Origin of the sequence: Mycolicibacterium palauense (genome assembly GCF_002592005.1) — a bacterium.
Classification (GTDB): domain Bacteria; phylum Actinomycetota; class Actinomycetes; order Mycobacteriales; family Mycobacteriaceae; genus Mycobacterium; species Mycobacterium palauense.
Genome location: NZ_NVQF01000001.1, coordinates 89,918 through 115,114, shown reverse-complemented (window position 1 = coordinate 115,114; position 25,197 = coordinate 89,918). Strand labels below are relative to the sequence as shown.

General features: G+C 71.8%; 24 protein-coding genes. 13 read left to right on the top strand and 11 right to left on the bottom strand.

Annotation, left to right across the window (positions count from 1 at the left end; genetic code table 11):
* Positions 1-38: 38 nt before the first annotated feature.
* The 4 genes from CSR00_RS00560 to sdhC are packed head-to-tail and all read right to left on the bottom strand — an operon-like array spanning position 39 to position 3,491.
* The gene (locus tag CSR00_RS00560) at positions 39-842 is read right to left on the bottom strand and encodes a succinate dehydrogenase iron-sulfur subunit (protein WP_099020440.1); all 804 of its coding nucleotides are present in this window, start codon (positions 840-842) and stop codon (positions 39-41) included.
* A complete protein-coding gene (gene sdhA / locus CSR00_RS00555; RefSeq protein ID WP_099020439.1) occupies positions 843-2,597 on the bottom strand; it encodes a succinate dehydrogenase flavoprotein subunit in 1,755 nt (584 codons plus the stop codon).
* A 16-nt stretch (positions 2,598-2,613) separates the two neighbouring features.
* Positions 2,614-3,078 (bottom strand): succinate dehydrogenase hydrophobic membrane anchor subunit, encoded by a 465-nt coding sequence (locus CSR00_RS00550; RefSeq protein ID WP_099020438.1) that lies wholly within the window; start codon positions 3,076-3,078, stop codon positions 2,614-2,616.
* Positions 3,075-3,491, bottom strand: a complete 417-nt coding sequence (gene sdhC / locus CSR00_RS00545) for a succinate dehydrogenase, cytochrome b556 subunit (RefSeq protein WP_099020505.1) — start codon at positions 3,489-3,491, stop codon at positions 3,075-3,077. Before sdhC ends, CSR00_RS00550 begins: the two co-directional genes overlap by 4 nt.
* A 277-nt stretch (positions 3,492-3,768) precedes the next feature.
* On the opposite strand from sdhC, the gene CSR00_RS00540 reads away from it, so the two are divergent.
* The 3 genes from CSR00_RS00540 to CSR00_RS00530 are packed head-to-tail and all read left to right on the top strand — an operon-like array spanning position 3,769 to position 6,604.
* Positions 3,769-4,194, top strand: a complete 426-nt coding sequence (locus CSR00_RS00540) for a cytidine deaminase (RefSeq protein WP_176561834.1) — start codon at positions 3,769-3,771, stop codon at positions 4,192-4,194.
* Positions 4,191-5,501, top strand: a complete 1,311-nt coding sequence (locus CSR00_RS00535) for a thymidine phosphorylase (RefSeq protein ID WP_099020437.1) — start codon at positions 4,191-4,193, stop codon at positions 5,499-5,501. The genes CSR00_RS00540 and CSR00_RS00535 overlap by 4 nt, the downstream gene beginning before the upstream one ends.
* Positions 5,498-6,604, top strand: coding sequence for an adenosine deaminase (locus CSR00_RS00530; protein ID WP_099020436.1), 1,107 nt, complete (start codon positions 5,498-5,500; stop codon positions 6,602-6,604). The genes CSR00_RS00535 and CSR00_RS00530 overlap by 4 nt, the downstream gene beginning before the upstream one ends.
* Before the next feature lie 114 nt (positions 6,605-6,718).
* Here the strand turns inward: CSR00_RS00530 and satS are convergent, their stop codons facing one another.
* The gene (gene satS, locus CSR00_RS00525; protein ID WP_099020435.1) at positions 6,719-8,002 is read right to left on the bottom strand and encodes a protein export chaperone SatS; all 1,284 of its coding nucleotides are present in this window, start codon (positions 8,000-8,002) and stop codon (positions 6,719-6,721) included.
* Positions 8,003-8,101: 99 nt separating this feature from the next.
* Here satS and upp point away from each other — a divergent pair, with 99 nt between their 5' ends.
* On the top strand, positions 8,102-8,725 hold the full coding sequence (gene upp, locus CSR00_RS00520; RefSeq protein WP_099020434.1) for a uracil phosphoribosyltransferase: 624 nt from the start codon (positions 8,102-8,104) through the stop codon (positions 8,723-8,725).
* Here the strand turns inward: upp and CSR00_RS00515 are convergent.
* The gene (locus CSR00_RS00515) at positions 8,707-10,287 is read right to left on the bottom strand and encodes a phospho-sugar mutase (RefSeq protein ID WP_407662384.1); all 1,581 of its coding nucleotides are present in this window, start codon (positions 10,285-10,287) and stop codon (positions 8,707-8,709) included. The genes upp and CSR00_RS00515 overlap by 19 nt on opposite strands.
* 63 nt (positions 10,288-10,350) lie before the next feature.
* Between CSR00_RS00515 and CSR00_RS00510 the strand changes: the two genes are divergently transcribed.
* Positions 10,351-11,469, top strand: a complete 1,119-nt coding sequence (locus CSR00_RS00510) for an AbrB family protein (protein WP_099020502.1) — start codon at positions 10,351-10,353, stop codon at positions 11,467-11,469.
* Here CSR00_RS00510 and CSR00_RS00505 read toward each other — a convergent pair.
* Positions 11,419-12,171 carry a purine-nucleoside phosphorylase gene (locus CSR00_RS00505; protein WP_245905763.1) on the bottom strand — a complete coding sequence of 251 codons (753 nt, stop codon included), beginning with the start codon at positions 12,169-12,171 and terminating at the stop codon, positions 11,419-11,421. The genes CSR00_RS00510 and CSR00_RS00505 overlap by 51 nt on opposite strands.
* A 190-nt stretch (positions 12,172-12,361) precedes the next feature.
* On the opposite strand from CSR00_RS00505, the gene CSR00_RS00500 reads away from it, so the two are divergent.
* From CSR00_RS00500 to galE, 3 genes are read left to right on the top strand one after another with little or no spacing between them, the layout of a single operon-like run.
* Positions 12,362-13,546: a M20 family metallopeptidase gene (locus CSR00_RS00500; RefSeq protein ID WP_099020432.1), complete on the top strand. Its 1,185-nt coding sequence runs from the start codon at positions 12,362-12,364 to the stop codon at positions 13,544-13,546.
* Positions 13,543-14,712 carry a M20 family metallopeptidase gene (locus CSR00_RS00495; RefSeq protein ID WP_099020431.1) on the top strand — a complete coding sequence of 390 codons (1,170 nt, stop codon included), beginning with the start codon at positions 13,543-13,545 and terminating at the stop codon, positions 14,710-14,712. The genes CSR00_RS00500 and CSR00_RS00495 overlap by 4 nt, the downstream gene beginning before the upstream one ends.
* A 49-nt stretch (positions 14,713-14,761) precedes the next feature.
* A complete protein-coding gene (galE, locus tag CSR00_RS00490; protein ID WP_099020430.1) occupies positions 14,762-15,718 on the top strand; it encodes a UDP-glucose 4-epimerase GalE in 957 nt (318 codons plus the stop codon).
* Positions 15,719-15,758: 40 nt separating this feature from the next.
* Here the strand turns inward: galE and CSR00_RS00485 are convergent, their stop codons facing one another.
* The gene (locus CSR00_RS00485; RefSeq protein WP_099020429.1) at positions 15,759-16,232 is read right to left on the bottom strand and encodes a gamma-glutamylcyclotransferase family protein; all 474 of its coding nucleotides are present in this window, start codon (positions 16,230-16,232) and stop codon (positions 15,759-15,761) included.
* Positions 16,233-16,320: 88 nt separating this feature from the next.
* Here CSR00_RS00485 and CSR00_RS00480 point away from each other — a divergent pair, with 88 nt between their 5' ends.
* From CSR00_RS00480 to CSR00_RS00470, 3 genes are all read left to right on the top strand, one after another.
* The gene (locus CSR00_RS00480; protein WP_099020428.1) at positions 16,321-17,736 is read left to right on the top strand and encodes an NAD(P)H-quinone dehydrogenase; all 1,416 of its coding nucleotides are present in this window, start codon (positions 16,321-16,323) and stop codon (positions 17,734-17,736) included.
* A 92-nt stretch (positions 17,737-17,828) separates the two neighbouring features.
* On the top strand, positions 17,829-19,559 hold the full coding sequence (locus CSR00_RS00475) for a glycerol-3-phosphate dehydrogenase/oxidase (protein ID WP_176561833.1): 1,731 nt from the start codon (positions 17,829-17,831) through the stop codon (positions 19,557-19,559).
* Between the two features lie 93 nt (positions 19,560-19,652).
* On the top strand, positions 19,653-20,522 hold the full coding sequence (locus CSR00_RS00470; protein WP_099020426.1) for a pseudouridine synthase: 870 nt from the start codon (positions 19,653-19,655) through the stop codon (positions 20,520-20,522).
* Here CSR00_RS00470 and CSR00_RS00465 read toward each other — a convergent pair.
* Complete coding sequence (locus tag CSR00_RS00465; protein WP_099020425.1) at positions 20,509-21,012, bottom strand: DUF2834 domain-containing protein; 504 nt, start codon at positions 21,010-21,012, stop codon at positions 20,509-20,511. The genes CSR00_RS00470 and CSR00_RS00465 overlap by 14 nt on opposite strands.
* Positions 21,013-21,210: 198 nt before the next feature.
* Here CSR00_RS00465 and CSR00_RS00460 point away from each other — a divergent pair, with 198 nt between their 5' ends.
* On the top strand, positions 21,211-21,570 hold the full coding sequence (locus CSR00_RS00460; RefSeq protein WP_099020424.1) for an RNA-binding protein: 360 nt from the start codon (positions 21,211-21,213) through the stop codon (positions 21,568-21,570).
* A 28-nt stretch (positions 21,571-21,598) separates the two neighbouring features.
* Here CSR00_RS00460 and sigC read toward each other — a convergent pair whose 3' ends face one another.
* Positions 21,599-22,159: an RNA polymerase sigma factor SigC gene (gene sigC / locus CSR00_RS00455; RefSeq protein WP_099020423.1), complete on the bottom strand. Its 561-nt coding sequence runs from the start codon at positions 22,157-22,159 to the stop codon at positions 21,599-21,601.
* A gap of 139 nt (positions 22,160-22,298) precedes the next feature.
* Here sigC and CSR00_RS00450 point away from each other — a divergent pair, with 139 nt between their 5' ends.
* Positions 22,299-24,668, top strand: coding sequence for a heavy metal translocating P-type ATPase (locus CSR00_RS00450; protein ID WP_099020422.1), 2,370 nt, complete (start codon positions 22,299-22,301; stop codon positions 24,666-24,668).
* On the opposite strand, the gene CSR00_RS00445 is transcribed toward CSR00_RS00450, so the two are convergent.
* The gene (locus tag CSR00_RS00445; RefSeq protein WP_099020421.1) at positions 24,665-25,174 is read right to left on the bottom strand and encodes a hypothetical protein; all 510 of its coding nucleotides are present in this window, start codon (positions 25,172-25,174) and stop codon (positions 24,665-24,667) included. The two genes, CSR00_RS00450 and CSR00_RS00445, sit on opposite strands and share 4 nt — an antisense overlap.
* Between the last annotated feature and the right edge of the window lie 23 nt (positions 25,175-25,197).

The following is a 25,197-nucleotide window of genomic DNA, read 5'->3' as shown; positions in this document are numbered from 1 at the left end:
GTCCCGCTCAGCGGGACCAGCTGCACCGAAATCGCAGGTTAGCGCGCGAACATCAGCGCGCGCTTGACCTCCTGGATCGCCTTGGTCACCTCGATGCCGCGCGGGCAGGCCTCGGTGCAGTTGAACGTGGTGCGGCACCGCCACACCCCGTCGACCTCGTTGAGGATGTCCAGGCGTTCGGCGGCGGCCTCGTCGCGGGAGTCGAAGATGAACCGGTGGGCGTTGACGATCGCCGCGGGGCCGAAGTACGAGCCGTCGTTCCAGTACACCGGGCAGCTGGTCGTGCAGCAGGCGCACAGGATGCACTTGGTGGTGTCGTCGTAGCGGGCCCGGTCGGTCTGGCTCTGGATCCGCTCACGAGTGGGCGGGTTGCCGCTGGTGATCAGGAACGGCTTGACCGCCCGGTAGGCGTCGAAGAACGGCTCCATGTTCACCACCAGATCCTTCTCCACGGGCAGGCCGCGGATCGGTTCGACGGTGATGGTCAGCTGCTTGTCCGGGTTCTTCGGCAGCATGTCGCGCATCAGCACCTTGCACGCCAGCCGGTTGACCCCGTTGATGCGCATGGCGTCCGAGCCGCACACGCCGTGGGCGCACGACCGGCGGAACGTCAGCGTGCCGTCCAGATAGCTCTTGACGTAGATCAGCAGGTTGAGCAGCCGGTCGGTGGGCAGGCACGGCACCCGGAAGCTCTGGAAACCGTGGGAATCGGCGTGTGCGTCCGGGTTCTCGGGGTTGAAGCGCGCGATCTTGAGGGTGACCATGACCGCGCCGTCGGGGATCGGCGGCAGCGGCGGATCGCCGGCTTCGGGCTTGTCGGTGACCTCGGCGACGGGTGCCATCTAGTACTTCCGTTCCATCGGCTCGTACCGGGTCTGGACCACGGGCTTGTAGTCCAGCCGGATGTCGGACAGCAGTTCGGAGCCCTGCTTGTAGGCCATGGTGTGCCGCATGTAGTTGGTGTCGTCGCGGTTGGGGTAGTCCTCGCGGGCGTGCCCGCCGCGGGACTCCTTGCGGTTGAGCGCACCCGCGACGGTGACCTCGGCCAGCTCCAGCAGGAAGCCCAGTTCGATGGCCTCCAGCAGATCGCTGTTGAAGCGCTTGCCCTTGTCGTGCACGGTGATCCGGGAGTAGCGCTCCTTGAGCGCGTGGATGTCGGTCAGCGCCTGCTTGAGGGTCTCCTCGGTGCGGAACACCGCGGCGTTGTTGTCCATCGACTGCTGCAGCGCGCTGCGGATGTCGGCGACGCGCTCGTTGCCGTGCTCGGAGAGGACGTCGGCCACCCAGCCCACGACCATGTTCGCCGGTTCCGGTGGCAGCTCGACGAAGTCGTGCCCCAGCGCGTAGTCGGCCGCGGCGATCCCGGCGCGGCGGCCGAACACGTTGATGTCCAGCAGCGAGTTGGTGCCCAGCCGGTTGGCGCCGTGCACCGACACGCACGCGCACTCGCCCGCCGCGTACAGCCCGGGCACGGTGTTGTTGTTGTCGCGCAGCACCTGACCGGTGACGGTGGTGGGGATACCGCCCATCACGTAGTGGCAGGTCGGGTAGACCGGCACCAGTTCCTTCACCGGGTCCACACCGAGGTAGGTGCGGGCGAACTCGGTGATGTCGGGCAGCTTCGCCTCCAGGACGTCCTCGCCCAGATGGCGCACGTCGATGTAGACGTAGTCCTTGTGCGGTCCGGCGCCGCGCCCCTCCAGCACTTCCAGCACCATCGAGCGCGCGACGATGTCACGCGGGGCCAGGTCGACGATCGTGGGCGCGTAGCGCTCCATGAAGCGCTCGCCCTCGCCGTTGAGCAACCGGCCGCCCTCGCCGCGCACGGCCTCGGAGATCAGGATGCCCAGCCCGGCCAGCCCGGTCGGATGGAACTGGTGGAACTCCATGTCCTCCAGGGGAAGTCCCTTGCGGAAGACGATGCCCAGGCCGTCGCCGGTCAGGGTGTGGGCGTTGGACGTGGTCTTGTACATCCGGCCCGAACCGCCGGTGGCGAACACCACCGCCTTGGCGTGGAACACGTGGATGTCGCCGGTGGCCAGCTCGTAGGCGATCACCCCGGTGGCCACCGGGCCGTTGGGGGTGTCGGTCAGCGCGACATCCAGCGCGTAGAACTCGTTGAAGAACTGGACGTCGTGCTTGACGCAGCTCTGGTACAGCGTCTGCAGGATCATGTGGCCGGTGCGGTCGGCGGCGTAGCAGGCCCGCCGGACCGGCGCCTTGCCGTGGTCGCGGGTGTGCCCGCCGAAGCGACGCTGGTCGATGCGGCCCTCGGGGGTCCGGTTGAACGGCATCCCCATCTTCTCCAGGTCGAGCACCGCGTCGATGGCCTCCTTGGCCATGATCTCCACGGCGTCCTGGTCGGCCAGGTAGTCACCACCCTTGACGGTGTCGAAGGTGTGCCACTCCCAGTTGTCCTCTTCGACGTTGGCCAGCGCGGCGCACATGCCACCCTGGGCGGCGCCGGTGTGGCTACGGGTGGGGTAGAGCTTGGTCAGCACGGCGGTGCGCACACGGGGGCCGGCCTCGACGGCCGCGCGCATCCCGGCGCCGCCCGCGCCGACGATGACGACGTCGTAGCGATGTTCATGGATCATTTCGAGCGTTCTCCCGTCACGCGATGTTGGCGTCGAACGTCAACAGCACATAGGTACCCAGCACCAGGGTGAACACCATGGACAGCGCCAGCAGGGTGTTCAGCCAGAATCGGGTGGAGTCTTTGCGGCTGTAGTCGGCGATGATCGTGCGCATCCCGTTGCCGCCGTGCAATTGGGCCAGCCACAGCAGCAGCAGGTCCCAGGTCTGCCAGAACGGTGACGCCCAACGCTGCGCCACGTAGTTGAAGTCGATGCGGTACACGCCGTCGGACCACATCAGCATGATGAACAGGTGCCCCAGCGCCAGGAACACCAGGACGACGCCGGAGAACCGCATGAACAGCCAGGCGTACTTCTCGAAGTTGGGCATCCCGGCGGCGCGGCGCGGGGCGCGGGGGTTGTCCAGGCCGGCCGGCCGGTCGTAGCTGGTCTCCAGCACCGGGGCGACGGGACGTTCGCGGGGCAAGTCGGGGGCGCTCACAGGAACCTCTCCGCCATGTGCATACCGATCACGGTCAGCGCCGGCACCATCACCAGCAGCCAGATGACGGCGACGCCGACCAGCATCTTCTTCTGATGCCGCGGGCCCTCCGACCAGAAGTCCACCAGGATCACCCGGATGCCGTTGAGGGCGTGATAGAGCACCGCGGCGACCAGGCCGATCTCCATGAGCCCGATGATGGGCGTCTTGTAGGTGGCGATGACCTCGTTGTAGGCCTGCGGGCTGACCCGGACCAGCGCCGTGTCGAGCACGTGCACGAACAGAAAGAAGAAGATCGTCGCCCCGGTGATCCGGTGCAGAACCCAGGACCACATTCCCGGATCGCCTCGGTACAGGGTGCGGCGGCGCGGCTTATCCTGTTTGGCCGGCTGTGCCGGTGCCGCTGTGCTCATCAGCGCCTCCAACGCCATCGGTGGACGCCGGGGATCCGTCGCGCGGACCCCGGCGTGGCGGTTGTCCTGATGTCACCCATCTCATCTGCGCAAGTTACGGACACAAGTTCAATGGGGAACCGTCGGGTGGACTCTAATCCCATTTGCGGGTTCGAACGAATTGCCCGACGGTCTGTGCAGGGCGTTGCACCGGACTACTTAGGTTCACCTAATCGAGTTGGGCGAGATGGGCGGGAGCATGGTGAATGCATTCAGAACGGATCGATGCGGGGGTGTCATGTCAGCCGAGGTGAACTGGATTTCCTTGCGGGACAAGGCAGTAGAGGTTTCTGTTCGGGCCTATGCGCCGTATTCGAACTTTCCGGTGGGTGCCGCGGCCCTCGTCGACGACGGACGCGTCGTGGTGGGCTGCAATGTGGAGAATGTCTCATATGGCCTGGGTCTCTGTGCCGAGTGCGCTGTGGTCTGCGCCCTGGTCTCCGGCGGTGGCGGGCGGCTGGTCGCGCTGGCCTGCGTGGCCGCCGACGGCGCACCCCTGATGCCGTGCGGGCGTTGCCGCCAGGTGCTGTTCGAACACGGCGGGCCCGGGCTGCTGATCGACCACCCGGCGGGTCCGGTACCGCTGGCCGAGCTGTTGCCGCACGCGTTCGGCCCCGCCGACCTGCGGCGCGGGTCCGGTTCCGACGAGGGGCAAAGTCAGTGACGCAGTTCACATTCGACGCCCCGACGGTCATCCGGACCAAACGCGACGGGCACCGGCTCTCCGGCGCCGCGATCGACTGGGTCATCGACGCCTACACCCGTGGCGCGGTCGGCGACGAGCAGATGGCCGCCCTGCTGATGGCGATCTTCCTGCGCGGCATGGACCGCGAAGAGATCGCCCGGTGGACGGCCGCGATGATCGACTCGGGTGAGCGGCTGGACTTCTCCGACCTGCGCCGCGGCGACGGCTCGGGCCGGCCGCTGGCACTGGTGGACAAGCACTCCACCGGCGGGGTGGGGGACAAGATCACCATTCCGCTGGTGCCCGTCGTCGCGGCCTGCGGGGCCGCGGTGCCGCAGGCGGCCGGGCGGGGGCTCGGGCACACCGGCGGCACCCTGGACAAACTCGAGGCCATTCCGGGGTTCACCGCCGAGATCTCCAAAGAGCAGGTGCGCCAACAGCTCTGCGATACCGGTGCGGCCATCTTCGCCGCCGGTCAGCTCGCTCCGGCCGACCGCAAGCTCTACGCGCTGCGCGACATCACCGCCACCACCGAATCCCTGCCGCTGATCGCCAGCTCGATCATGAGCAAGAAGCTCGCCGAGGGCGCCAACGGTCTGGTCCTCGACGTCAAGGTCGGCGCCGGGGCCTTCCTCAAGGACCCCGCCGAGTCGGTGGAACTGGCCCGCACGATGGTCGAGCTGGGCGCCGCGCACGGCGTGCCGACCCGGGCGCTGCTCACCGACATGGCGGTCCCGCTGGGCCGCGCGGTCGGCAACGCCGTCGAGGTCGCCGAATCCCTGGACGTGCTCGCCGGCGGCGGACCTCCCGATGTCGTGGAGCTGACCCTGGCCCTGGCGCGGGAGATGCTCGCGCTGGCCGGGCTCGACGGGCGCGACCCCGCCGAGACGCTGCGCGACGGCAGCGCCATGGACAGTTTCCGCGCGATCGTGGCGGCCCAGGGTGGCGACCTGTCGGCACCGTTGCCGATCGGTGCTCACAGTGAGACCGTCACCGCACCCGTGAGCGGCACAATGGGAGACATCGACGCATTGGCGGTGGGCATGGCGGTATGGCGACTGGGGGCGGGGCGTACCCAACCCGGCGAACGGGTGCAGCCCGGCGCCGGCCTGCGCATCCACCGCCGCCCGGGGGAGCCCGTGGCCGCCGGCGAGGCACTGTTCACCGCCTACACCGACACCGCCGAGCGGCTGGCGCCCGCGCTGGCCGAACTCGAGGGTGCATGGCAGATTGCGGACGTGGCGCCCCGGCCACGGCCCCTGATCATCGATCGGATCGCGACATGACTGCACTGACCGCCCCCGCCGGCCCGTTGGACCCCGCCCTGATCCACCAGGCCCCCAAGGCCCTGCTGCACGACCACCTCGACGGCGGCCTGCGGCCGGCCACCGTCCTGGACATCGCCGGGCAGGTCGGCTACGAGGACCTGCCCGCCACCGACGTCGAGTCGCTGGCCACCTTCTTTCGCACCGCCGCCCACAGCGGGTCGCTGGAGCGCTACCTGGAGCCCTTCGCTCACACCGTGGCCGTCATGCAGACCGCCGAATCGCTGCACCGGGTCGCCTTCGAGTGCGTCGAGGATCTGGCCGCCGACTCGGTGGTCTACGCCGAGATCCGCTTCGCGCCCGAACTGCACATCGACACCGGGCTGACGCTGGACGAGGTCGTCGAGGCGGTGCTGGCCGGCTTCGCCGACGGGGAGAAGGCGGCCTCGGCCGACGGCAAGACGATCGTGGTGCGCTGCCTGGTCACCGCGATGCGGCACGCGGCGCGCTCCCGTGAGATCGCCGAGCTGGCGGTCCGGTGGCGTGACCGCGGGGTGGTCGGCTTCGACATCGCCGGTGCCGAGGCCGGCTACCCGCCCACCCGTCACCTCGACGCGTTCGAGTACATGCGCAACCACAACGCCCGGTTCACCATCCACGCCGGTGAGGCGTTCGGTCTGCCCTCGATCCACGAGGCCATCGCGTTCTGCGGGGCCGACCGGCTCGGGCACGGGGTGCGCATCGTCGACGACATCGAGCGGCGCCCCGACGGCACCTACCACCTGGGCCGGGTCGCCTCACTCGTCCGTGACAAACGCATCCCGCTGGAGCTGTGCCCCAGCTCCAACGTGCAGACCGGGGCGGTCAAATCGATCGCCGAGCATCCCTTCGACCTGCTGGCCCGGCTGCGTTTCCGGGTCACCGTCAACACCGACAACCGGCTGATGAGCGACACCACCATGACCCAGGAGATGGCCCGCCTGGTGGAGGCGTTCGGCTACGGGTGGAGCGATCTGGAACGCTTCACCATCAACGCGATGAAGTCGGCGTTCATCCCGTTCGACCAGCGCCTGGCACTGATCGACGAGGTGATCAAACCCCGCTACGCGGTGCTCATCGGCTGATCCCCGGGCATTGACCCGGTACTCAGTGCGCCGCCGACCGTGGATCTTCGCTCTGGTTACCGGATCAATCCCGACGGGTGGGTGCCGCTCGACGGGTGGGTGCCGGGCGGCGGGTCACTCGCGCCGCAGCCGCGATTCCAGGAACCGTTCGAGGCGCTCGAACTCCTCCACCACCTCGGCGTAGGGGGGCCGCGGCCGCCGCCGGGAATCGGGGTCGCCGACGTAGCCGATGAACGTCGCCAGCGGGCTGTCGGCGGCCAGCGCGTCGTCCACGACGTCCTCCTCGGAGTAGTCGCCGACATCCTGGAGCAGTTCGACCGCCAGGCCCAGCTGCTCGCGGTCGACCGCCTCGGGCCCGTCGGCCAGGTCGTCGGCCAGTCCGGTCAACACGTAGACGTTCTCGTCGGCGACCGAGACGTCCAGCGAGCCGTCGGTGGCCGCGGTGCGGATGTCGTCGTAGGTCGACAGGTCCGACAGGTCGTGATCGTGTTCGTCGGCCAGGTAGCGGGCCAGCGCCCGTTCCGAGCCGAACACGCTGATCCGGCCATTGCGGCCGAGGAAGATCGGCCGGTCGTCGAGATAGCAGCGCAGCGTGAACAGCGTGCCCGAGGCGGTCATGATCCGGATCGGGTCGATACCGACCTTGAGCCAGAAGTCCTCGTCCCCGCCGAGCACCATGCCCCCGACGGCCCCGACTTCCTCGGCGGCCTCCTCGGTGGCGTCCTCGTCGGTGTCGGCCCCGGCCAGCGACTCCTCGCCGGCGAGGAGATCCTCGTCCAGATCGTCGGGGTCCACCGGAGCCGGCTCGTCGAGCTCGGCCTGCGCCTTGGCCGACTCGGCCCGGTCCACCTCGGGGGTGCTGACGACCTCGTCGATGGCCCCGACCACGTTGTCCCAGCTGCGGCCGACGGTGGCGGCGATACCGTTCCAGCGTTTGAGCCCCGCCTTGCCCTTGAACTCCTCGAGCCCGCCGTTGACCGTCGACAGCGACGGGTTGCCGTTGAAGAACTTCGTCACCGCGGGCAGCTCGCACACCGAACCGATCGACGACGCGATGGCCAACGCCCCGGCCAGGGCGGCCACCGACTCCTCGGTCGGCTTCTCGGCCAGCAGCTCCTCGACGGCCACGAGGTCGAAGCGGTGCTGCTCGTCGGGATCCAGCCGGTGCGCGTTGACCCCGGTGGTCGCCTCCCACGCCGGGTGGTCGGTCAGATCGTTGTCCCGGTCGGTGCGCACGAACGCCGCCAGGTCGGCGACGCTGTGGAAGGCGTAGACGTCCTCGTCCCTGCCCAGCAGCGCCTCCCATTCGTCGCCGGCGTCGCGCCAGCGCGGAGCCCACAGCGTGTAGAGATCTCCGGCGGTCAGTCCGAGGCGGATCGGCACAAGCTCAGCAGCCATGCGGCACAGAATAACGACGCCGGCTGGAGCGCCGGCCCGCACGTCGGTCCCCGCGCCGAAGATGTGCCACCCGCACCGGCCGCATTAGGGTCGTCGGCTATGGACGTCCGCGTCGTCGATCACCCGCTGGCCGCCAGCCGGCTGACCACCCTGCGCGACGAGCGCACCGACAATGCCGCCTTCCGCGCCGCGCTGCGGGACCTGACCCTGATGCTGGTCTACGAGGCCACCCGGGACGCGGCCCGCCGGCCCGTCACCGTGCGCACGCCGCTGGCCCAGACCCAGGGCTGTGCGCTGGCGCGGCCGCCGCTGCTGGTGCCGGTGCTGCGCGCCGGGCTGGGCATGGTCGACCAGGCGCACGCGCTGATCCCGGAGGCCCGGGTGGGGTTCGTCGGCGTGGCGCGCAACGAGGAGACCCACCAGCCCACCCCGTACCTGGAGTCGCTGCCCGCCGACCTCAGCGACCAGCCGGTGCTGGTGCTCGACCCGATGCTGGCCACCGGCGGTTCCATGGCCCACACCCTGCGGCTGCTGGCGGCCCGGGGCGCCGCCGACGTGACGATGGTGTGCGTGGTCTGCGCCCCGGAGGGCATCGCCGCCGTCGGCGAGGTGGCCCCGCACGCCAGGCTGTTCACCGCCACCGTCGACGAGGGGCTCAACGAGATCGCCTACATCGTGCCGGGTCTCGGCGACGCCGGGGACCGTCAGTTCGGTCCCCGCTGAAGCAGCGCGGCCACCTCGGCCCCGGCCGCCGCGGCGATCTCCTGCGCGCGGGCCCGGGCCGGCGCGACGTCGTTGCCGGGGCGGCCTTCGGGCTCCAGGTGCACCTCGAGGTAGCCCTTGATCTTCGGTTCGGTGCCCGACGGGCGGATCGCCACCCGCACCGGCCCGCCGGTGAAGATCAGCGCGTCGGTGTGCAGCGGGCCGGGCGCGGAGAGCAGGTCGACGGTGGCCCCGGCGAACCCCGCGACCGTGGCCGGCGGATCGGCGCGCAACCCCGCCATCACCGCGGAGGCGTCGGCCACCCGTGCGTTGAGCGCCGTGCTCAGGTGGACGCCGTGCCGGCGGGCCAGGACGTCCAGCGCCGCCGGCACCGAACCACCCTGCGCGCCCAGGGTCGCCACCAGGTCGCACGCCAGCACCGCGGCGCTGATGCCGTCCTTGTCGCGCACCGCCGCGGGGTCCACGCAGTGGCCGATGGCCTCCTCGTAGGCGTAGCGCAGCGTGTGCCCGGGCAGATCCGCGTCCGCGCGGGCCAGCCACTTGAAGCCGGTGAGGGTCTGTACATGGCGGACGCCGTAGCCGGCCGCGATGGCCGCCAGCATCCGCGAGGACACCACCGTGCTGGCCACCACGCTGGCCGCCGCCACGTCGGGGTCCAGCTGCGAGAGCAGATAGTCGCCGAGCAGCCAGCCGGTTTCGTCGCCGGAGAGCATGCGCCAGCCGTGCGGGCCGGGCACGCCGACGGCGCAGCGGTCGGCGTCGGGGTCCAGGGCCACGGCGATGTCGGCGCCGACCTCCTCGGCCAGGGCCAGCACCGCGTCGGCGGCACCGGGCTCCTCGGGGTTCGGGAACGCCACGGTCGGGAAGTCCGGGTCGGGGCTGAACTGCTGCGGCACCACGTGGATGTCGTCGAAGCCGGCGCGCCGCAGTGTCGCCACGGCGACCTCGCCGCCCACCCCGTGCAGCGCCGTCAGCGCCACCCGGGGCCCCGCGGCGTGCCCGATGCGGGTCTCGGCGGCCCGCTCGATGTAGTGATGGACCAGGTCGGTGCCGGTGGCGGTGACGGGGCGGCGGGGTATCCGGGCGGCCGGTGGCGCGGCGGCCATCGCGGACTCCACGGCGGCGTCGCTGGGCGGGATGATCTGCATCCCGCCGTCCAGGTACAGCTTGTAGCCGTTGTCGGTCGCCGGGTTGTGCGACGCGGTGATCTGCACCCCGGCCGCCGCGCCCAGCCGGCGCACCGAGAAGGCCAGCACCGGCGTCGGCAGCGCGTCGGGCAGCAGCACCACCGAGAACCCCTGGGCGGCGAACACCTCGGCGGCGGCGAGGGCGAACTCCGCGGAGTGGTGGCGGGCATCGTGGCCGACGACGACCGTCGCGCCGGCCCGGCCGGCGTCGGTCAGCGTGGTGGCCACGGCCCAGCTGGCGGTGGTCACCGTCGTCACGTTCATCCCGCCGGGGCCCTCCCGCATCGGCCCGCGGAGCCCGGCCGTGCCGAAGGTCAGGGGTTTCTCGGCGCTCACGGGGTTCGATTGTGCCGCCCCCGCGCGCGGTTCGGCCAGCGCCGGCCGGGGCGGCGATACTGGTCGGCGGAAGCCGCGACGACCCGGAGGTGAGCCACCGTGCTGCGCACCGTCCGCCGATGGCTCGGGCTGACGGCGGTCACCGTGGCCGCCACCGCGGGTCTCGGGGCGCTCGGGGTGCCGTCGGCGGGATTGTTCGCCGCGCTGGTCGTGGGCATCGCGCTGGCGCTGGCCGGCCTCGCCCCGGCCCGGGTGCCGCGGCCCGCCGGGCTGGCCGCGCAGGGGGTGCTGGGGGTCTACATCGGGACCATGGTGCGGCCCGATTCGCTGGCCAGCGTCGGCGCGCACTGGCCGATCGTGACCGCGGTGGTGCTGGCCACCCTGGCCGTCAGCGTGGCCGGGGGCGCGCTGCTGGGGCTGCACCGCGATGTCACGCCGCTGACCGGGGCGTTGGCGCTGACCGCGGGCGGGGCCTCGGGCCTGGTGGCCATCGCCCGCGAACTCGGTGGCGACGTGCGCATGGTCGCCGTGGTGCAGTACGTGCGGGTCGGGCTGATCACCGCCAGCATGCCGGTGGTGGTCACCCTGGTCTTTCGCCCCGACCTGGGACACCCGGCCGACCAGCCGGACGCGGCGCCGGACGGGGCCGCGCCGGCCTGGTTCGTCAGCCTCGCGCTGGTGGCGCTGCTCGCGGCCGTCGGGATCGCGCTGGGCCGGCTGGTGCGGTTGCCCGGGGCGGGGCTGCTGGGCCCGCTGGCGGTGACGGTCGGCCTCGAACTGGCCGGGCTGTCGATGGGGGTGTGGGTGCCCGCACTGGCCGTGCAGGTCGCCTATGTGGTGATCGGCTGGCAGGCCGGGCTGGCGTTCACCCGCGAATCCCTGCGCGCGGTCGGCCGGGCCCTGCCGTTGGCGCTGACCCTGATCGTGGGGCTGTCGGTGGCCGCCGCGGGCCTCGGGGTGCTGCTGGCGCGCGTCAGCGGCTGCACGCTGCTGGAGGGCTACCTGGCCACCAGCCCCGGCGGCATCTACGCCGTGCTGGCCACCGCCGTGGACACCGGCTCGAACGTCACGTTCATCGTCGGGGCGCAGGTTCTGCGGGTGCTGGCGATGCTGTTCGCGGCCCCGGTGATCGCCCGGGTGGTGGTCGCGGTCACCGGCGGCCGGCGGGCCTCACAGCCGGGCGATCACCGCGGCGAGCAGCTGGCCCATCGCGGCCGCTGACCGGCGGCCCGCCTCCAGCACCTCGTCGTGGCTCAGCGGCGCCCCGGTCATCCCGGCGGCCAGGTTGGTCACCAGCGACACCGCCAGCACCTCGGCGCCGGCGGCCCGCGCGGCGATCGTCTCGTGCACGGTCGACATGCCCACCAGGTCGGCGCCCAGGGTGCGCAGCATCCGGATCTCGGCGGGCGTCTCGTAGTGCGGGCCGGGCAGCCCCGCGTACACCCCTTCGGCCAGGGTCGGGTCGATCTGGCGGGCCAGCGTGCGCAGCCGCGGCGAGTAGGCGTCCACCAGGTCGACGAACTGGGCCCCGACCAGCGGCGAACGGGCGGTGAGGTTGAGGTGGTCGCTGATCAGCACCGGCTGGCCCACGCGGTACTCCGCGCGCAGCCCGCCCGCGGCGTTGGTCAGCACCACCGTGCCGGCCCCGGCCGCGCAGGCGGTCCGCACCGGATGCACCACCCGCGCCAGGTCGTGTCCCTCGTAGGCGTGGATGCGGCCGAGCAGGATCAGCGCCCGCCGCGGGCCCACCTGCACCGACAGCACCCGGCCGCCGTGGCCGGCCGCCGCCGGTGCGCTGAAACCGGGCAGCTCGGCCATCGGGACGGCCGCGGCCGGCTCACCCAGGGCGTCGACGGCCGGTGCCCATCCCGAGCCCAGCACGACGGCGACGTCATGGTGATCGACACCGGTGCGCGCGGCGATGGCGGCGGCGGCGTCGGCCGCCCACCGGGCCGGTTCAGGGACCGTCTCCGAGCCCGGTTCGGGGGCCGTCTCCGAGCCCGGTTCGGGGGCCGTCTCAGGGGCGTCTGCGCTCACAGCAAGGCAGCGTAGCCGCGTCGCCGGCCCCCGGTCCGGACCCGTGCGGCACAGGCGGCGGTGCGATACTGCTGTGATGCCCGCTGTCTCCGCGTCGTCGACGGTGTCCGATGTCGTCACCCGCCGTGGCAGTGATCTGCTCGAGCTGTCGCACTCGATCCACGCCGAACCCGAGCTGGCGTTCGCCGAACACCGCAGCTGCGCCAAGACCACGGCGCTGGTCGCCGAGCGGGGCTTCGAGATCACCGCGGCCGCCGGCGGCCTGGACACCGCGTTCCGCGCCCGGTTCGGCGACGGCCCGCTGGTGGTCGGGGTGTGCGCCGAGTACGACGCGCTGCCCGGCATGGGCCACGCCTGCGGGCACAACATCATCGCGGCCTCCGCGGTCGGGGCCGCGCTGGCGCTGGCCGAGGTCGCCGAGGAGCTGGGGCTGACGGTGGTGCTGGTGGGCACGCCCGCCGAGGAGGCCGGGGGCGGCAAGGCGCTGCTGCTGGCCGCCGGTGTGTTCGACGACATCGCCACCACCGTCATGTGCCATCCGGGTCCCGCCGACATCGCCGGCGCCCGTTCCCTGGCCCTCTCCGAGGTGGCGGTCACCTACCGCGGCCGGGAATCGCACGCCGCGGTCGCCCCGCACCTGGGGCGCAACGCCGCCGACGCGGTGACCGTCGCCCAGGTCGCCATCGGGCTGCTGCGCCAGCACCTGGCCCCCGGCCAGATGATGCACGGCATCACCACCGACGGCGGGCAGGCCCCCAACGTCATCCCCGCCCACACCGCCATGAAGTACTACATGCGGGCCACCGACTCGGCGTCCCTTCAGGCCCTGGAACAGCGGATGGCGGACTGTTTCACGGCCGGCGCGCTGGCCACCGGCTGCGAGCACGACGTCGTCGAGTCGGCCCCGGTGTACCGCGAACTGGCACCCGACCCGTGGCTGGCCGATGTGTTCCGGGAGGAGATGCGCACGTTGGGTCGTGATCCGGTTCCCGCCGACCTTGAGGCGTCGCTGCCGCTGGGCAGCACCGACATGGGCAACGTGACCCAGGTGATGCCCGGCATCCATCCGGTGATCGGCGTCGACGCCGGCGGCGCCTCGGTGCACCAGCCCGAGTTCGCCGCGGCCGCCGCGGGCCCGTCCGGGGACCGGGCGGTGCTGGAGGGGGCGGCAATGCTGGCGCGCACCGTGGTGCGGCTGGCCGAGACCCCCACCGAACGCGACCGGATTCTGGCCGCCGCCGAGCGCAGGGCGGCCTCATGAGTGTGGTCGACGCCGCCGAGTCCTGGCTGGCCACCCACTGCGACGACCTCGTCGAGTGGCGCCGGCACCTGCACCGTCACCCCGAACTGAGCCGCCAGGAGTTCGCCACCACCCAGTTCGTCGCCGAGCGGCTGGCCGACGCCGGGCTCAACCCGAAGGTGCTGCCCGCGGGCACCGGGTTGACCTGCGACATCGGCCCCGAGCACCGGCCCCGCATCGCGCTGCGCGCCGACATGGACGCGCTGCCGATGGCCGAGCGGACCGGCGCCCCGTACGCCTCCGGCGTGCCCAACGTCATGCACGCCTGCGGCCACGACGCGCACACCGCGATCCTGCTGGGCACCGCCCTGGCCCTGGCCCAGGCGCCGGAGCTGCCGGTGGGCGTGCGGCTGGTGTTCCAGGCGGCCGAGGAGATGATGCCAGGCGGCGCGGTCGACGCGATCGCCGCCGGTGTGCTCACCGGGGTGTCGCGGATCTTCGCGCTGCACTGCGATCCCCGCCTGGCGGCCGGGCGGGTGGCCACCACCGTCGGGCCGATCACCTCGGCGGCCGACCACATCGAGATCACGCTGCACTCGGCGGGCGGGCACACCTCCCGCCCGCACCTGACCTCCGACCTGGTCTACGGGCTGGGCACCCTGATCACCGGGCTGCCCGGGGTGCTGTCGCGCCGGGTCGACCCGCGGCACAGCACGGTGATGGTCTGGGGCGCGGTCAACGCCGGCGTCGCGGCCAATGCCATCCCGCAGACCGGGTCGCTGGCGGGCACCATCCGCACCGCCAGCCGGCAGACCTGGCTGGAGCTGGAAGCTATTGTGACCGAAACGGTTTCGTCGCTGCTGGCGCCGCTGGGCATCGAGCACTCGCTGCAGTACCGCCGGGGCGTCCCGCCGGTGGTCAACGAGGAGGTCTCCACCCACATCATGATCCACGCGATCGAGGCGATGGGTCCCGACGTACTGGCCGAGACGGTGCAGTCCGGCGGTGGCGAGGACTTCTCCTGGTACCTGGAGGAGGTGCCCGGGGCGATGGGCCGGCTCGGGGTCTGGAGCGGCGCCGGGCCGCAGCTGGACCTGCACCAGCCGACCTTCGACCTCGACGAGCGGGCGCTGGCCGTCGGGGTGCGCACGATGGTCAACATCGTCGACCAGTGCGCGGCGTTCTGACCCGCCGACACCACTCGCCGTCACCCGCCGGCCGGACCAGGAAGGACCCATGAAGCTTCTCGTCACCGGGGGAGCCGGCTACGTCGGCAGCGTCTGCGCCGCCGTGCTGCTCGAGCACGGCCACGAGGTGGTGGTGCTCGACGACCTGTCGACCGGTCACGCCGACGCGGTGCCCGCCGGGGCCGCCTTCGTCGAAGGTGACATCGCCGAGGACGCCGCGGGTGTGCTGACCGGTGGCGGCTTCGACGGCGTCCTGCATTTCGCGGCCAAATCGCTTGTGGGGGAGTCGGTTTCGGCGCCCGAGCGGTACTGGCACGGCAATGTCGTCAAGACGCTGGAGCTGCTGGAGGCCATCCGCACCGCGGGAGTGCCCCGGCTGGTGTTCTCCTCGACCGCGGCCACCTACGGCGAGCCCGAGTCCGTGCCGATCACCGAGACCAGCCCGACCCGCCCCACCAACGCCTACGGGGCCACCAAGCTGGCCATCGACCACGCCATCACCTCCTACGCGGTCGCGCACGGCCTGGCCGCGACCAGCCTGCGCTACTTCAACGTCGCAGGCGCCTACGCCGGTCTCGGGGAGCGGCACACCACCGAGACGCACCTCATTCCGCTGGTGCTGCAGGTGGCCGCGGGCCGCCGCGAGGAGATCCTGGTGTTCGGCACCGACTGGCCCACCGCCGACGGCACCGCGGTCCGGGACTACATCCACGTGCGTGACCTGGCCGACGCGCACGTGCTGGCGCTGCAGTGCGCGCGGCCGTCGGCGCACGGGATCTACAACCTGGGCAACGGGACCGGGTTCTCGGTGCGTGAGGTGATCGACTGCTGCCGACGGGTGACCGGGCGGCCGATCCCGTCGCGTGACGTCGAACGCCGCGCCGGTGACCCGGCGGTGTTGATCGCCTCCAGCGCGGCGGCGACGGCCGAGCTGGGCTGGCGGCCCCGGCACACCACGCTCGAGGAGATCGTCGCCGACGCCTGGGAGTTCACCCGCACCCGGTGAGCTCAGGCGCCGACTGCGGCGCTTAGGCTGGCGCGGGGGCTCAGGTGCCGGGACCGATGTTGCGCGCCGGCCGGGTCCGCAGCTGGTGGACGTAGTCGTCGGGGGCCCCGGCGATCTCTGCGGCCTCGGCCATCACCCCGAGGTAGCGCGCCGAGGGCATACCGCCCTCCCAGGCGTCGAGCACATACAGCCAGGCCAGCACCGGGTCGGTGTCGGTGTCGGAGGTCTCGCGGTCCACGCGGCAGCGGATCTTCTTGTGGACGCCGAACTCGGAGCCCTCCCAGCGGTCGAGGTTCTCCTCGTCCTCCCTGGTCATGTCGTAGAGCACCACGAACACCCGCGAGGCCGGGTCCTGGACCACCGTGGCCAGCGCACCCTCCCAGCCGATGTCCTCGCCGCCGAACGTCAGCCGCCAGCCGTGCAGCCATCCGGTACCGGCCATCGGCGAGTGCGGCGCGCGCTGCAGCATCTGCTCTGGATGCATGTTGGACCCGTAGGCGGCGTAGAGCGGCACGGACGAAAGCTTAGACAACAGGTTGCCAGTCGGCGGACAACCGGGAGTCATCGCTCACCGCCGGATGCGGTGGCCTAGGTTTTAAGGCGTGCCAACGCGGATTGTGATCATCGGTGGAGGCCCCGCAGGTTACGAGGCCGCGCTGGTGGCGGCCGGGTTCGGGGCCGACGTCGCGCAGGTGACCGTCATCGAGGACGACGCCATCGGCGGCGCCTGCGTGCTCTACGACTGCGTGCCGTCCAAGGCGTTCATCGCCTCGACCGGGGTGCGCACCGAGCTGCGCCGGGCCGCCGGGCTGGGCTACGAGATCGGTATCGACGCCGCCAAGATCACCCTTCCGGAGATCAACAACCGGGCCATGACGCTGGCCCGGTCGCAGTCCGCCGACATCGGCACCCAGCTGCTGCGCGCGGGCGTGACGGTGGTGCACGGGCGCGCCGAGCTGGTCGACGACGTCGCCGGGATGGCCCATCACCGGATCCGGGTCACCACCAACGCCGGCCAGGTCGGTGTGCTCAAGGCCGACGTGGTGCTGATCGCCACCGGGGCCACCCCCCGGATCCTGCCCAGGGCGGTGCCCGACGGGGAGCGCATCCTGACCTGGCGGCAGGTCTACGACCTGCCCGAACTGCCCGAGCACCTGGTGATCGTCGGCTCGGGGGTCACCGGTGCGGAGTTCTGCAACGCCTACACCGAGCTCGGCGTGGACGTCACCGTGGTGGCCAGCCGGGATCAGATCCTGCCGCACGAGGACAGCGACGCCGCCGCCGCGCTGGAGCAGGTGTTCGCCGAGCGCGGGGTGACGCTGGTCAAGAACGGTCGCGCCGACGCGGTGGTGCGCACCGAGACCGGTGTACGCGTCGAGCTGGCCGATGGCCGGGTGGTCGAGGGCAGCCACGCGCTGATGAGCATCGGCTCGGTGCCCAACACCACCGGGCTGGGGCTGGAGCGGGTCGGCATCGAACTCAAACCCAGCGGCCACATCCCGGTGGACCGGGTCTCGCGCACCACCGCCTCGGGCATCTACGCCGCCGGCGACTGCACCGGCCTGTTCCCGTTGGCCTCGGTGGCCGCCATGCAGGGCCGCATCGCGATGTATCACGCACTGGGCGAAGGGGTCTCGCCGCTGCGGCTGCGCACGGTGGCCTCGGCGACGTTCACCCGGCCCGAGATCGGCGCCGTGGGCATTCCGCAGGCCGCGATCGACGACGGCAGCGTGCCCGCGCGCACCCTGATGCTGCCGCTGTCCACCAACGCCCGCGCGAAGATGTCGCTGCTGCGCCACGGCTTCGTCAAGATCTTCTGCCGGCCCGCCACCGGCGTGGTCATCGGCGGGGTGGTGGTGGCCCCGATCGCCTCCGAGCTGATCCTGCCCATCGCGCTGGCGGTGCAGAACCGGATCTCGGTCACCGACCTGGCCCAGACGCTGTCGGTGTATCCGTCGCTGTCCGGGTCGATCATCGAGGCCGCGCGGCGGCTGATGGCCCACGACGATCTCGACTGAGCGATCCGGACCGGGCGATCCGGACCGGGCCCGCGGCCGCCCCGGCAACCACGTAGCCTGGTGCGCGTACTGACGAGTAACGAGGAGTGCGCGTGAGCGAGCCGGCACCGGATTCGTTCCTGAGCCCCGCTGCCAGGAAGCACGCCTGGGAGCGCCTGGGATCCGAGCAGTTCGACGTCGTCGTCGTCGGCGGGGGCGTGGTCGGGGCGGGCAGTGCGCTCGACGCCGCCACCCGCGGCCTCAAGGTCGCGCTGGTCGAGGCGCGCGATTTCGCCGCCGGCACCTCGAGCCGATCCTCGAAGATGTTCCACGGCGGCCTGCGTTACCTGGAGCAGCTGGAGTTCGGGCTGGTGCGCGAGGCCCTGCACGAGCGGGAACTGTCGTTGACGACGCTGGCCCCGCACCTGGTCAAGCCGCTGCCGTTCCTGTTCCCGCTGACCAAGCGCTGGTGGGAGCGGCCGTACGTGGCCGCCGGCATCTTCCTCTACGACCAGCTGGGCGGTTCGAAATCGGTTCCGCCGCAGAAGCACCTGTTCAAGGCGGGCGCGCTGCGGCTGGCGCCGGGGCTCAAGCGCAGCTCGCTGATCGGCGGGATCCGCTACTACGACACCGTCGTCGACGACGCCCGCCACACCATGACGGTGGCGCGCACCGCGGCGCACTACGGGGCGGTGGTGCGGTCGTCGACCCAGGTGGTCGCCCTGCTGCGGGAGGGTGACCGGGTGGTCGGCGTGCGCGTCCGCGACTCCGAGGACGGGTCGGTGCGTGAGGTGCGCGGCCACGTCGTCATCAACGCCACCGGGGTGTGGACCGACGAGATCCAGGCCCTGTCGCACCAGCGCGGCCGGTTCCGGGTGCGGGCCTCCAAGGGGGTGCACGTCGTGGTGCCCCGCGACCGCGTCGTCAGCGAGGTGGCCATCATCCTGCGCACCGAGAAGTCGGTGCTGTTCGTCATCCCGTGGGGCACCCACTGGATCATCGGCACCACCGACACCGACTGGAACCTCGATCTGGCCCACCCGGCGGCCACCAAGGCCGACATCGACTACATCCTCGACCACGTCAACACGGTGCTGGCCACCCCGCTGACCCACGACGACATCGACGGCGTCTATGCGGGCCTGCGCCCGCTGCTGGAGGGGGAGAGCGACGACACCTCCAAGCTGTCGCGTGAACACGCCGTGGCGGTGCCCTCCCCGGGGCTGGTGGCCATCGCCGGCGGCAAATACACCACCTACCGGGTGATGGCCGCCGACGCCGTCGACGCCGCCGCGGAGTTCATCCCGACCCGGGTGGCCACCACGATCACCGAGAAGGTGCCGCTGGTCGGCGCCGACGGCTACTTCGCGCTGATCAACCAGACCGAGCACGTCGGCGAGCGCTACGGCCTGCACCCCTACCGGGTGCGGCACCTGCTGGACCGCTACGGCTCGCTGATCGACGAGGTGCTGGAACTGGCGGCCGACGACCCCGAGCTGCTCACCCCGATCACCGAGGCGCCGGTGTATCTGAAGGTCGAGGCCGCCTACGCCGCCGCGGCCGAGGGCGCGCTGCACCTGGAGGACCTGCTGGCCCGGCGGATGCGGATCTCGATCGAATACCCGCACCGCGGGGTCGACTGCGCCTGCGAGGTCGCCGAGGTGGTGGCGCCGATCCTGGGCTGGTCGGACGCCGACGTCGACCGCGAGGTGGCCACCTACACCGCGCGGGTGGAGGCCGAGGTGCAGTCCCAGGCGCAGCCCGACGACGCCTCGGCCGACGCGCTGCGCGCCGCCGCCCCCGAGGCGCGCGCCGAGATCCTCGAGCCGGTGCCACTCAACTAGCAGGACCGACCCGCGAGCGTGCGCATCCGTACGGCCTGCCGCCAGAAACCGTATGGAAGCGCACATCCGCGGAGCGGGGAGACCATCGAGACCATGACGCGACGACCCCCACCGCTTCCGGTGCGCGACGGCCTGGGCCCGGCGCGGCTGCGGGTGCGCTGCGGATCGGTGCTGGCCGAGTTCGAGGAGCGGTTCGGGCCCGCGGGCGCGGCGAAGGTGCTCACCGGGCAGGTGGTGTGCGCCGACGGCTCCGTCGTGGACGCGACGACAATCCTGCCGGCGGGGGCGCACGTCTATCTGTACCGGGAGCTGCCCGACGAGCCCGTCGTGCCGTTCGCCGTCCCGGTGCTGCACCGTGACGAGAACCTCGTGGTGGTGGACAAGCCGCACTTCCTGGCGACCATGCCGCGCGGCCGCCACGTCGCCCAGACCGCGCTGGTGCGGCTGCGCCGCGAACTGGAGTTGCCCGAGCTGAGCCCGGCGCACCGGCTGGACCGGTTGACCGCCGGGGTGCTGGTGTTCACCACCCGTCGCGACGTGCGCGGTGCCTACCAGACGCTGTTCGCCCGTGGCCTGGTGGACAAGGTGTATCTGGCGGTGTCGCAGGCGCCCGAACACCTGGCCGCCCCCGTGGTGGTGCGCAACCGGGTGGTCAAGCGGCGCGGGCAGCTGCAGGCGCGCGTCGAGGACGGCGAACCCAACGCCGAGACGCTGATCGAGCCGTGGGGCCGGGGTCTGTACCGGCTGCACCCGCGCACCGGGCGCACCCACCAGCTGCGCGTGCACATGGCCGGCCTCGGGCTGCCGATCGCCGGGGATCCGCTCTACCCCGACGTCCGCGACGTCGCGCCCGACGACTTCTCGAACCCGCTGCAGCTGCTGGCGCACAGCCTGGCGTTCGACGATCCGCTCACCGGGCGGCCGCGCCGGTTCGAGACGATGCGGCGCCTCAGGCCCGGCTGAGATGTCCCGGGGTGCCGGCCTTCTGGTGACGGCGCTGGCGCTCGATGGTGGCGAAGTAGAACGCGTAGGCGAACGCGCAGCTGGTGAACAGGCTGGAGACGAAGAACAACCAGGGGTGGCGGATGCCGCGCCGCAGTCCGTCGACGATGGTGAACAACGGCAGCAGGATCACGTTGATGATCGTGTAGTCCTGGCTGGCCGAGGCGGCGGCGGGATTGACGTAGCCCAGCTGGATGAACTGCTGCCAGCTGCCGGGGCCCCAGATCGGGTTGCCGCCCTCCACGGCGTAGTCGGCGACGAACTGGTGGTTGAAGTAGTAGCCGAGCGCGATCGAGGCGATGCCGACCAGGTAGAAGACGATCTCCAGCGGCGAGAACAGCGGCTGGTGCCCGCTCCCGGTGCTGACCCGGGAGAAGATCTGCGGGTTGGCGCGCAGGATCCAGGCGATGACGGCGACGCCGAGGACGGCGTGAACGATCAGCGAAACCATGGTCGGAGTATGCCGGGATCGACACCAGGTTTTGTCAATTTTGACATTTCTGGCGCGGGTCCCCGGGCCCGTCCCCGGGGCCGGTGTCCGGCGGTGGGACCCAACGGCTCGCGCCCGGTGGGTGCGGCGGTCATCATGGACACACCACGCAGCGCCGGCACTCCGCCGGGCTGCGTTTCTCAACCCGAAGGAGAGCGGATGGGGAGCAGATCGCGGCGCATCGCGGCCGTGTGGGCGGTGGCCGTCGTCGGCGGGGCCGGCCTCGCGGTGACCGGCGCCCCCACCAGCGAGGCGATCTGCGGCTCGATCGGCGGCCGGCACGTCGACGTCAGCGGCTGTTCGGACCCGCTGTGGGAGATGAACTACGTCGACCCACCACCACCACCTCCTCCGCCGCCCCCGCCGCCGACGAGCACGACGGCGCCGGCCTCGACATCCACGACGCCACCCCCGCCGCCGCCACCCCCGCCACCACCGGTCTATGTGCCGCCGCCGGCACCCAATGTGGCGGTGTGCGCCGATGTCGGTCGACGGATCAGCGTCGGCGGCTGTATCTGAGGGCCGGCGGACCCGAGATCCCCGGCGCTCAGCCGGTCAGGTCGTCGCGCCGCCGGTCATTCACGGCGTCGAGCAGGTCCTCGCGCGCCCGCGCCACCCGGGAGCGGATGGTGCCCACCGGGCACCCGCACACCTCGGCGGCCTCGGCGTAGGACAGTCCCAGCACCTGCGTCAACAGCAGGGCGTGCCGGCGATCGGAGTCCAGTGAGTCCAGCAGCAACCGGATCTCGACGATGTGCTCGAAGCCCCCGACCGGCCGCGCCGACTCCAGCACCTTCTCCATGTCGACCACGAACTGTGCGCGGGGCCGGCTGTTGCGGCGGCGGATGGAGTCGACCACGACCCGGCGGGCGATCGACAACAGCCAGGTGCGCGCCGAGGAGCGGCCGGAGAACCGGGGCAGCGCCGAGATGACCCGCAGGAACGTTTCCTGGGTCAGGTCGTCGGCCGAACCCGGATCACCCAGGTAGGCAACGGTGCGCCAGACGTCGCGCTGGGTGGCCCGAATGAAGTCCTCCAGGGCGGCGGCGTCACCGCGGCCGGCCGCCAGCGCTAGCAGGGTAATTTGGTCCTCGCCGCCCGTTGTCACAAGAATTGACAGTAAGCGATGCCGACCGGGAACTCACCCGGGGGCCCGGACGACCAATAAGGACGGGCGCGGCGTGCGCGTCCGGGAAATCGTCCCGGGCGGCCGCGCCGGCACACGAAGTACGAGGAATGGCCGGAACATGACGCAAACCGTGGCGGTCGCTGCGGAGGACGGGAACGGCGTCCGCCGGATACGGCTCGACGTGACCGGCATGACATGCGGGTCATGCGCCGCCCGGGTCGAGAACAAACTCAACAAGGTCGACGGCGTGCGGGCCTCGGTCAACTACGCCACCCGGGTGGCCACCATCGACGCCGCGTCCGGCGTGGGTGTCCCCGAGCTGTGTGAGGTGGTCCAGCGCGCCGGCTACGAGGCCGAGCAGCGCCCCGACGCGGTGATCGCCTCCGAGGACGATCCCGACGCCCGGCAGGCCCGCAACCTGCTGCTGCGCCTGTCGGTGGCGGCGGTGCTGTTCATCCCGCTCGCCGACCTGTCGGTGATGTTCGCGTTCGTCCCCTCCACCCGGTTCACCGGCTGGGAGTGGATCCTGACGGCGTTGGCGGCGCCGATCGTCACCTGGGCGGCGTGGCCCTTCCACCGGGTGGCGCTGCGCAATCTGCGGCACGGCAACGCGTCGATGGAAACGCTGATCTCGATCGGCGTCACCGCGGCCACCGGCTGGTCGATCTACACGATCTTCTTCGACAACCACGTCCGTGTGACCACCGGTGTCTGGCAGGCCCTGCTCAGCAGCGACGCCATCTACCTGGAGGTCGCGGCCGGGGTGACCGTGTTCGTGCTGGCCGGGCGCTACTTCGAGGCCAAGGCCAAGTCCCGGGCCGGGGGAGCGCTGCGGGCGCTGGCCGCGCTCGGCGCCAAGAACGCCACCGTGCTGCTCGCCGACGGCACCGAGATGGTGATCCCGGCGGCCGAGCTCAAGGAGGGCCAGCGGTTCGCGGTGCGGCCCGGCGAGTCGGTGGCTGCCGACGGGCTGGTCATCGAGGGGCGGGCCGCCGTCGACGTGAGCGCCATGACCGGCGAGTCCAAACCCGTCGACGTCGAACCGGGCGCCACGGTGGTCGGTGGCACGGTGGTCCTCGACGGCCGGCTGGTCATCGAGGCCGCGGCGGTCGGACCCGACACCCGCTTCGCCGGGATGGTGCGCCTGGTCGAAGAGGCTCAGGTGCACAAGGCCGAGGCGCAACGCATCGCCGACCGGATCGCTTCGGTGTTCGTGCCGGTGGTGCTGGTCATCGCCGCGCTGACGGTGGCCGGCTGGCTGTGGGCCGCCGGGGACACCGACGGAGGGCTGGACAAGGCCATCTCCGCCGGGCTGGCGGTGCTGGTGATCGCCTGCCCCTGCGCGCTCGGCCTGGCGACCCCGACGGCGCTGATGGTCGCCTCCGGTCGCGGCGCCCAGCTGGGCATCTTCCTGAAGGGTCACCGCGCGCTGGAGGCCATCCGCGCGGTGGACATCGTGGTGTTCGACAAGACCGGGACGCTGACCACCGGGCGGGCCGCGGTGACCGGCGTCGAGGCTGCCGCCGGCTGGGATCCCGACGAGGTGCTGGCCGTCGCCGCGGCCGCCGAGTCCGGCTCCGAGCATGTGCTGGCATCGGCCATCCTGGAGGCCGCCCCGGAGGCCATCCCGGAGGTCGACGTGGAGCGCTCCGGCGTGGTCGAGGAGTTCCAGGCGTTCTCCGGCAACGGGGTCACCGCCCGCGTGGACGGGCAACACGTCGCCGTCGGGCGGCCGGCGTGGGTGGCCCGCGGCCGGGTCGTTCCCGCGACCGTGGCCGCCGCCCGCAAGTCGGGTGAGGCGCGCAGCGAGACGGTGGTCTTCGTGGCCGTCGACGACCAGGTGTGCGGAGCCATCTCGGTGGCCGACAAGGTCAAGGACTCCGCGCCCGGGGCGGTGACCGCGCTGCACCGCGCCGGACTGAAGACGATGCTGCTCACCGGCGACAACACCGCCACCGCGGAGGCGATCGCCGCCGCCGTCGGGATCGACGACGTGATCGCCGAGGTGCTTCCCGAAGGCAAGGTGGACGCCATCGAGCGACTGCGCGAGCGGGGGCATGTGGTGGCCATGGTCGGCGACGGGATCAACGACGGACCCGCCCTGGCGCGCGCGGACCTGGGCCTGGCGATCGGGCGGGGCACCGACGTGGCCATCGGTGCGGCCGACATCATCCTGGTCCGCGAGAGCCTGGACTCGGTGCCGACCGCGCTGGGGCTGGCCCGCGCCACGATGCGCACCATTCGCACCAACATGGCCTGGGCGTTCGGCTACAACATCGCGGCCATCCCGATCGCGGCCGCCGGGCTGCTCAACCCGCTGATCGCCGGGGCCGCCATGGCGTTGTCGTCGTTCCTGGTGGTGTCCAACAGCCTGCGGCTGCGCAGCTTCGCGGCCGGACCCGCCGACACCCCCGGATCCGGCGCCGGCGAGCACAGCGCGGCGCCCGCAGCCGGAACCGATTCGGTCCTGGAGCCGGCCCGGTCCTAGAGCTGGCCGCGGCGGGAGTGCGTTGCGGTGGCGGCCCGCATGTCGGGCTGAGAATCGTCGATCGGCGTCAGCACGAGCCGCAGCCAGCCGACCGTGAGCACCGTGGCCGCCAGCCATCCCGCCGCCGCCCACCATCCCGCGACGGTCATCGGGCCGGTGTGATGCCACCAGAACGACCCGCCGCCGGCGACCGCGGCGATGCCGCACACGTAGACCGCCGCGCAGCTCCAGCGGAACCGCCTGCGCAGCAGCGCCGTCGCGGTGGTCAACCCGGCGAGGGTGAACAGCGCCGCGGTGATGGCCGCGATACCGCGCCCGCTCTGCGAGGGATCCGACCGGTCGGGCGTCACCAGCCACAGTGCGGCCGCGGCGGCAACCAGCAGCGCGGCCACCGCCAGGCCGGCGATCCGCTGCACCGCGCCGACGTGGATGTCCTCGAGCACGCGCTGCTCGATGTCGCGCAGGGCGCGTCGGGTGTCCGGGTCGTCGCAACGGTGTTGCGTCATGACTCGATTCTCGCACGTCGACC

What these genes read in the sequence shown, in the direction of transcription:
- CSR00_RS00560 (WP_099020440.1), bottom strand. Translation starts at nt 842, where the DNA reads ATGGCACCCGTCGCCGAGGTCACCGACAAGCCCGAAGCCGGCGATCCG.
- sdhA (WP_099020439.1), bottom strand. Translation starts at nt 2,597, where the DNA reads ATGATCCATGAACATCGCTACGACGTCGTCATCGTCGGCGCGGGCGGC.
- sdhC (WP_099020505.1), bottom strand. Translation starts at nt 3,491, where the DNA reads ATGAGCACAGCGGCACCGGCACAGCCGGCCAAACAGGATAAGCCGCGC.
- CSR00_RS00540 (WP_176561834.1), top strand. Translation starts at nt 3,769, where the DNA reads ATGTCAGCCGAGGTGAACTGGATTTCCTTGCGGGACAAGGCAGTAGAG.
- CSR00_RS00530 (WP_099020436.1), top strand. Translation starts at nt 5,498, where the DNA reads ATGACTGCACTGACCGCCCCCGCCGGCCCGTTGGACCCCGCCCTGATC.
- satS (WP_099020435.1), bottom strand. Translation starts at nt 8,002, where the DNA reads ATGGCTGCTGAGCTTGTGCCGATCCGCCTCGGACTGACCGCCGGAGAT.
- upp (WP_099020434.1), top strand. Translation starts at nt 8,102, where the DNA reads ATGGACGTCCGCGTCGTCGATCACCCGCTGGCCGCCAGCCGGCTGACC.
- CSR00_RS00500 (WP_099020432.1), top strand. Translation starts at nt 12,362, where the DNA reads ATGCCCGCTGTCTCCGCGTCGTCGACGGTGTCCGATGTCGTCACCCGC.
- CSR00_RS00495 (WP_099020431.1), top strand. Translation starts at nt 13,543, where the DNA reads ATGAGTGTGGTCGACGCCGCCGAGTCCTGGCTGGCCACCCACTGCGAC.
- galE (WP_099020430.1), top strand. Translation starts at nt 14,762, where the DNA reads ATGAAGCTTCTCGTCACCGGGGGAGCCGGCTACGTCGGCAGCGTCTGC.
- CSR00_RS00470 (WP_099020426.1), top strand. Translation starts at nt 19,653, where the DNA reads ATGACGCGACGACCCCCACCGCTTCCGGTGCGCGACGGCCTGGGCCCG.
- CSR00_RS00465 (WP_099020425.1), bottom strand. Translation starts at nt 21,012, where the DNA reads ATGGTTTCGCTGATCGTTCACGCCGTCCTCGGCGTCGCCGTCATCGCC.
- CSR00_RS00460 (WP_099020424.1), top strand. Translation starts at nt 21,211, where the DNA reads ATGGGGAGCAGATCGCGGCGCATCGCGGCCGTGTGGGCGGTGGCCGTC.
- CSR00_RS00450 (WP_099020422.1), top strand. Translation starts at nt 22,299, where the DNA reads ATGACGCAAACCGTGGCGGTCGCTGCGGAGGACGGGAACGGCGTCCGC.
- CSR00_RS00445 (WP_099020421.1), bottom strand. Translation starts at nt 25,174, where the DNA reads ATGACGCAACACCGTTGCGACGACCCGGACACCCGACGCGCCCTGCGC.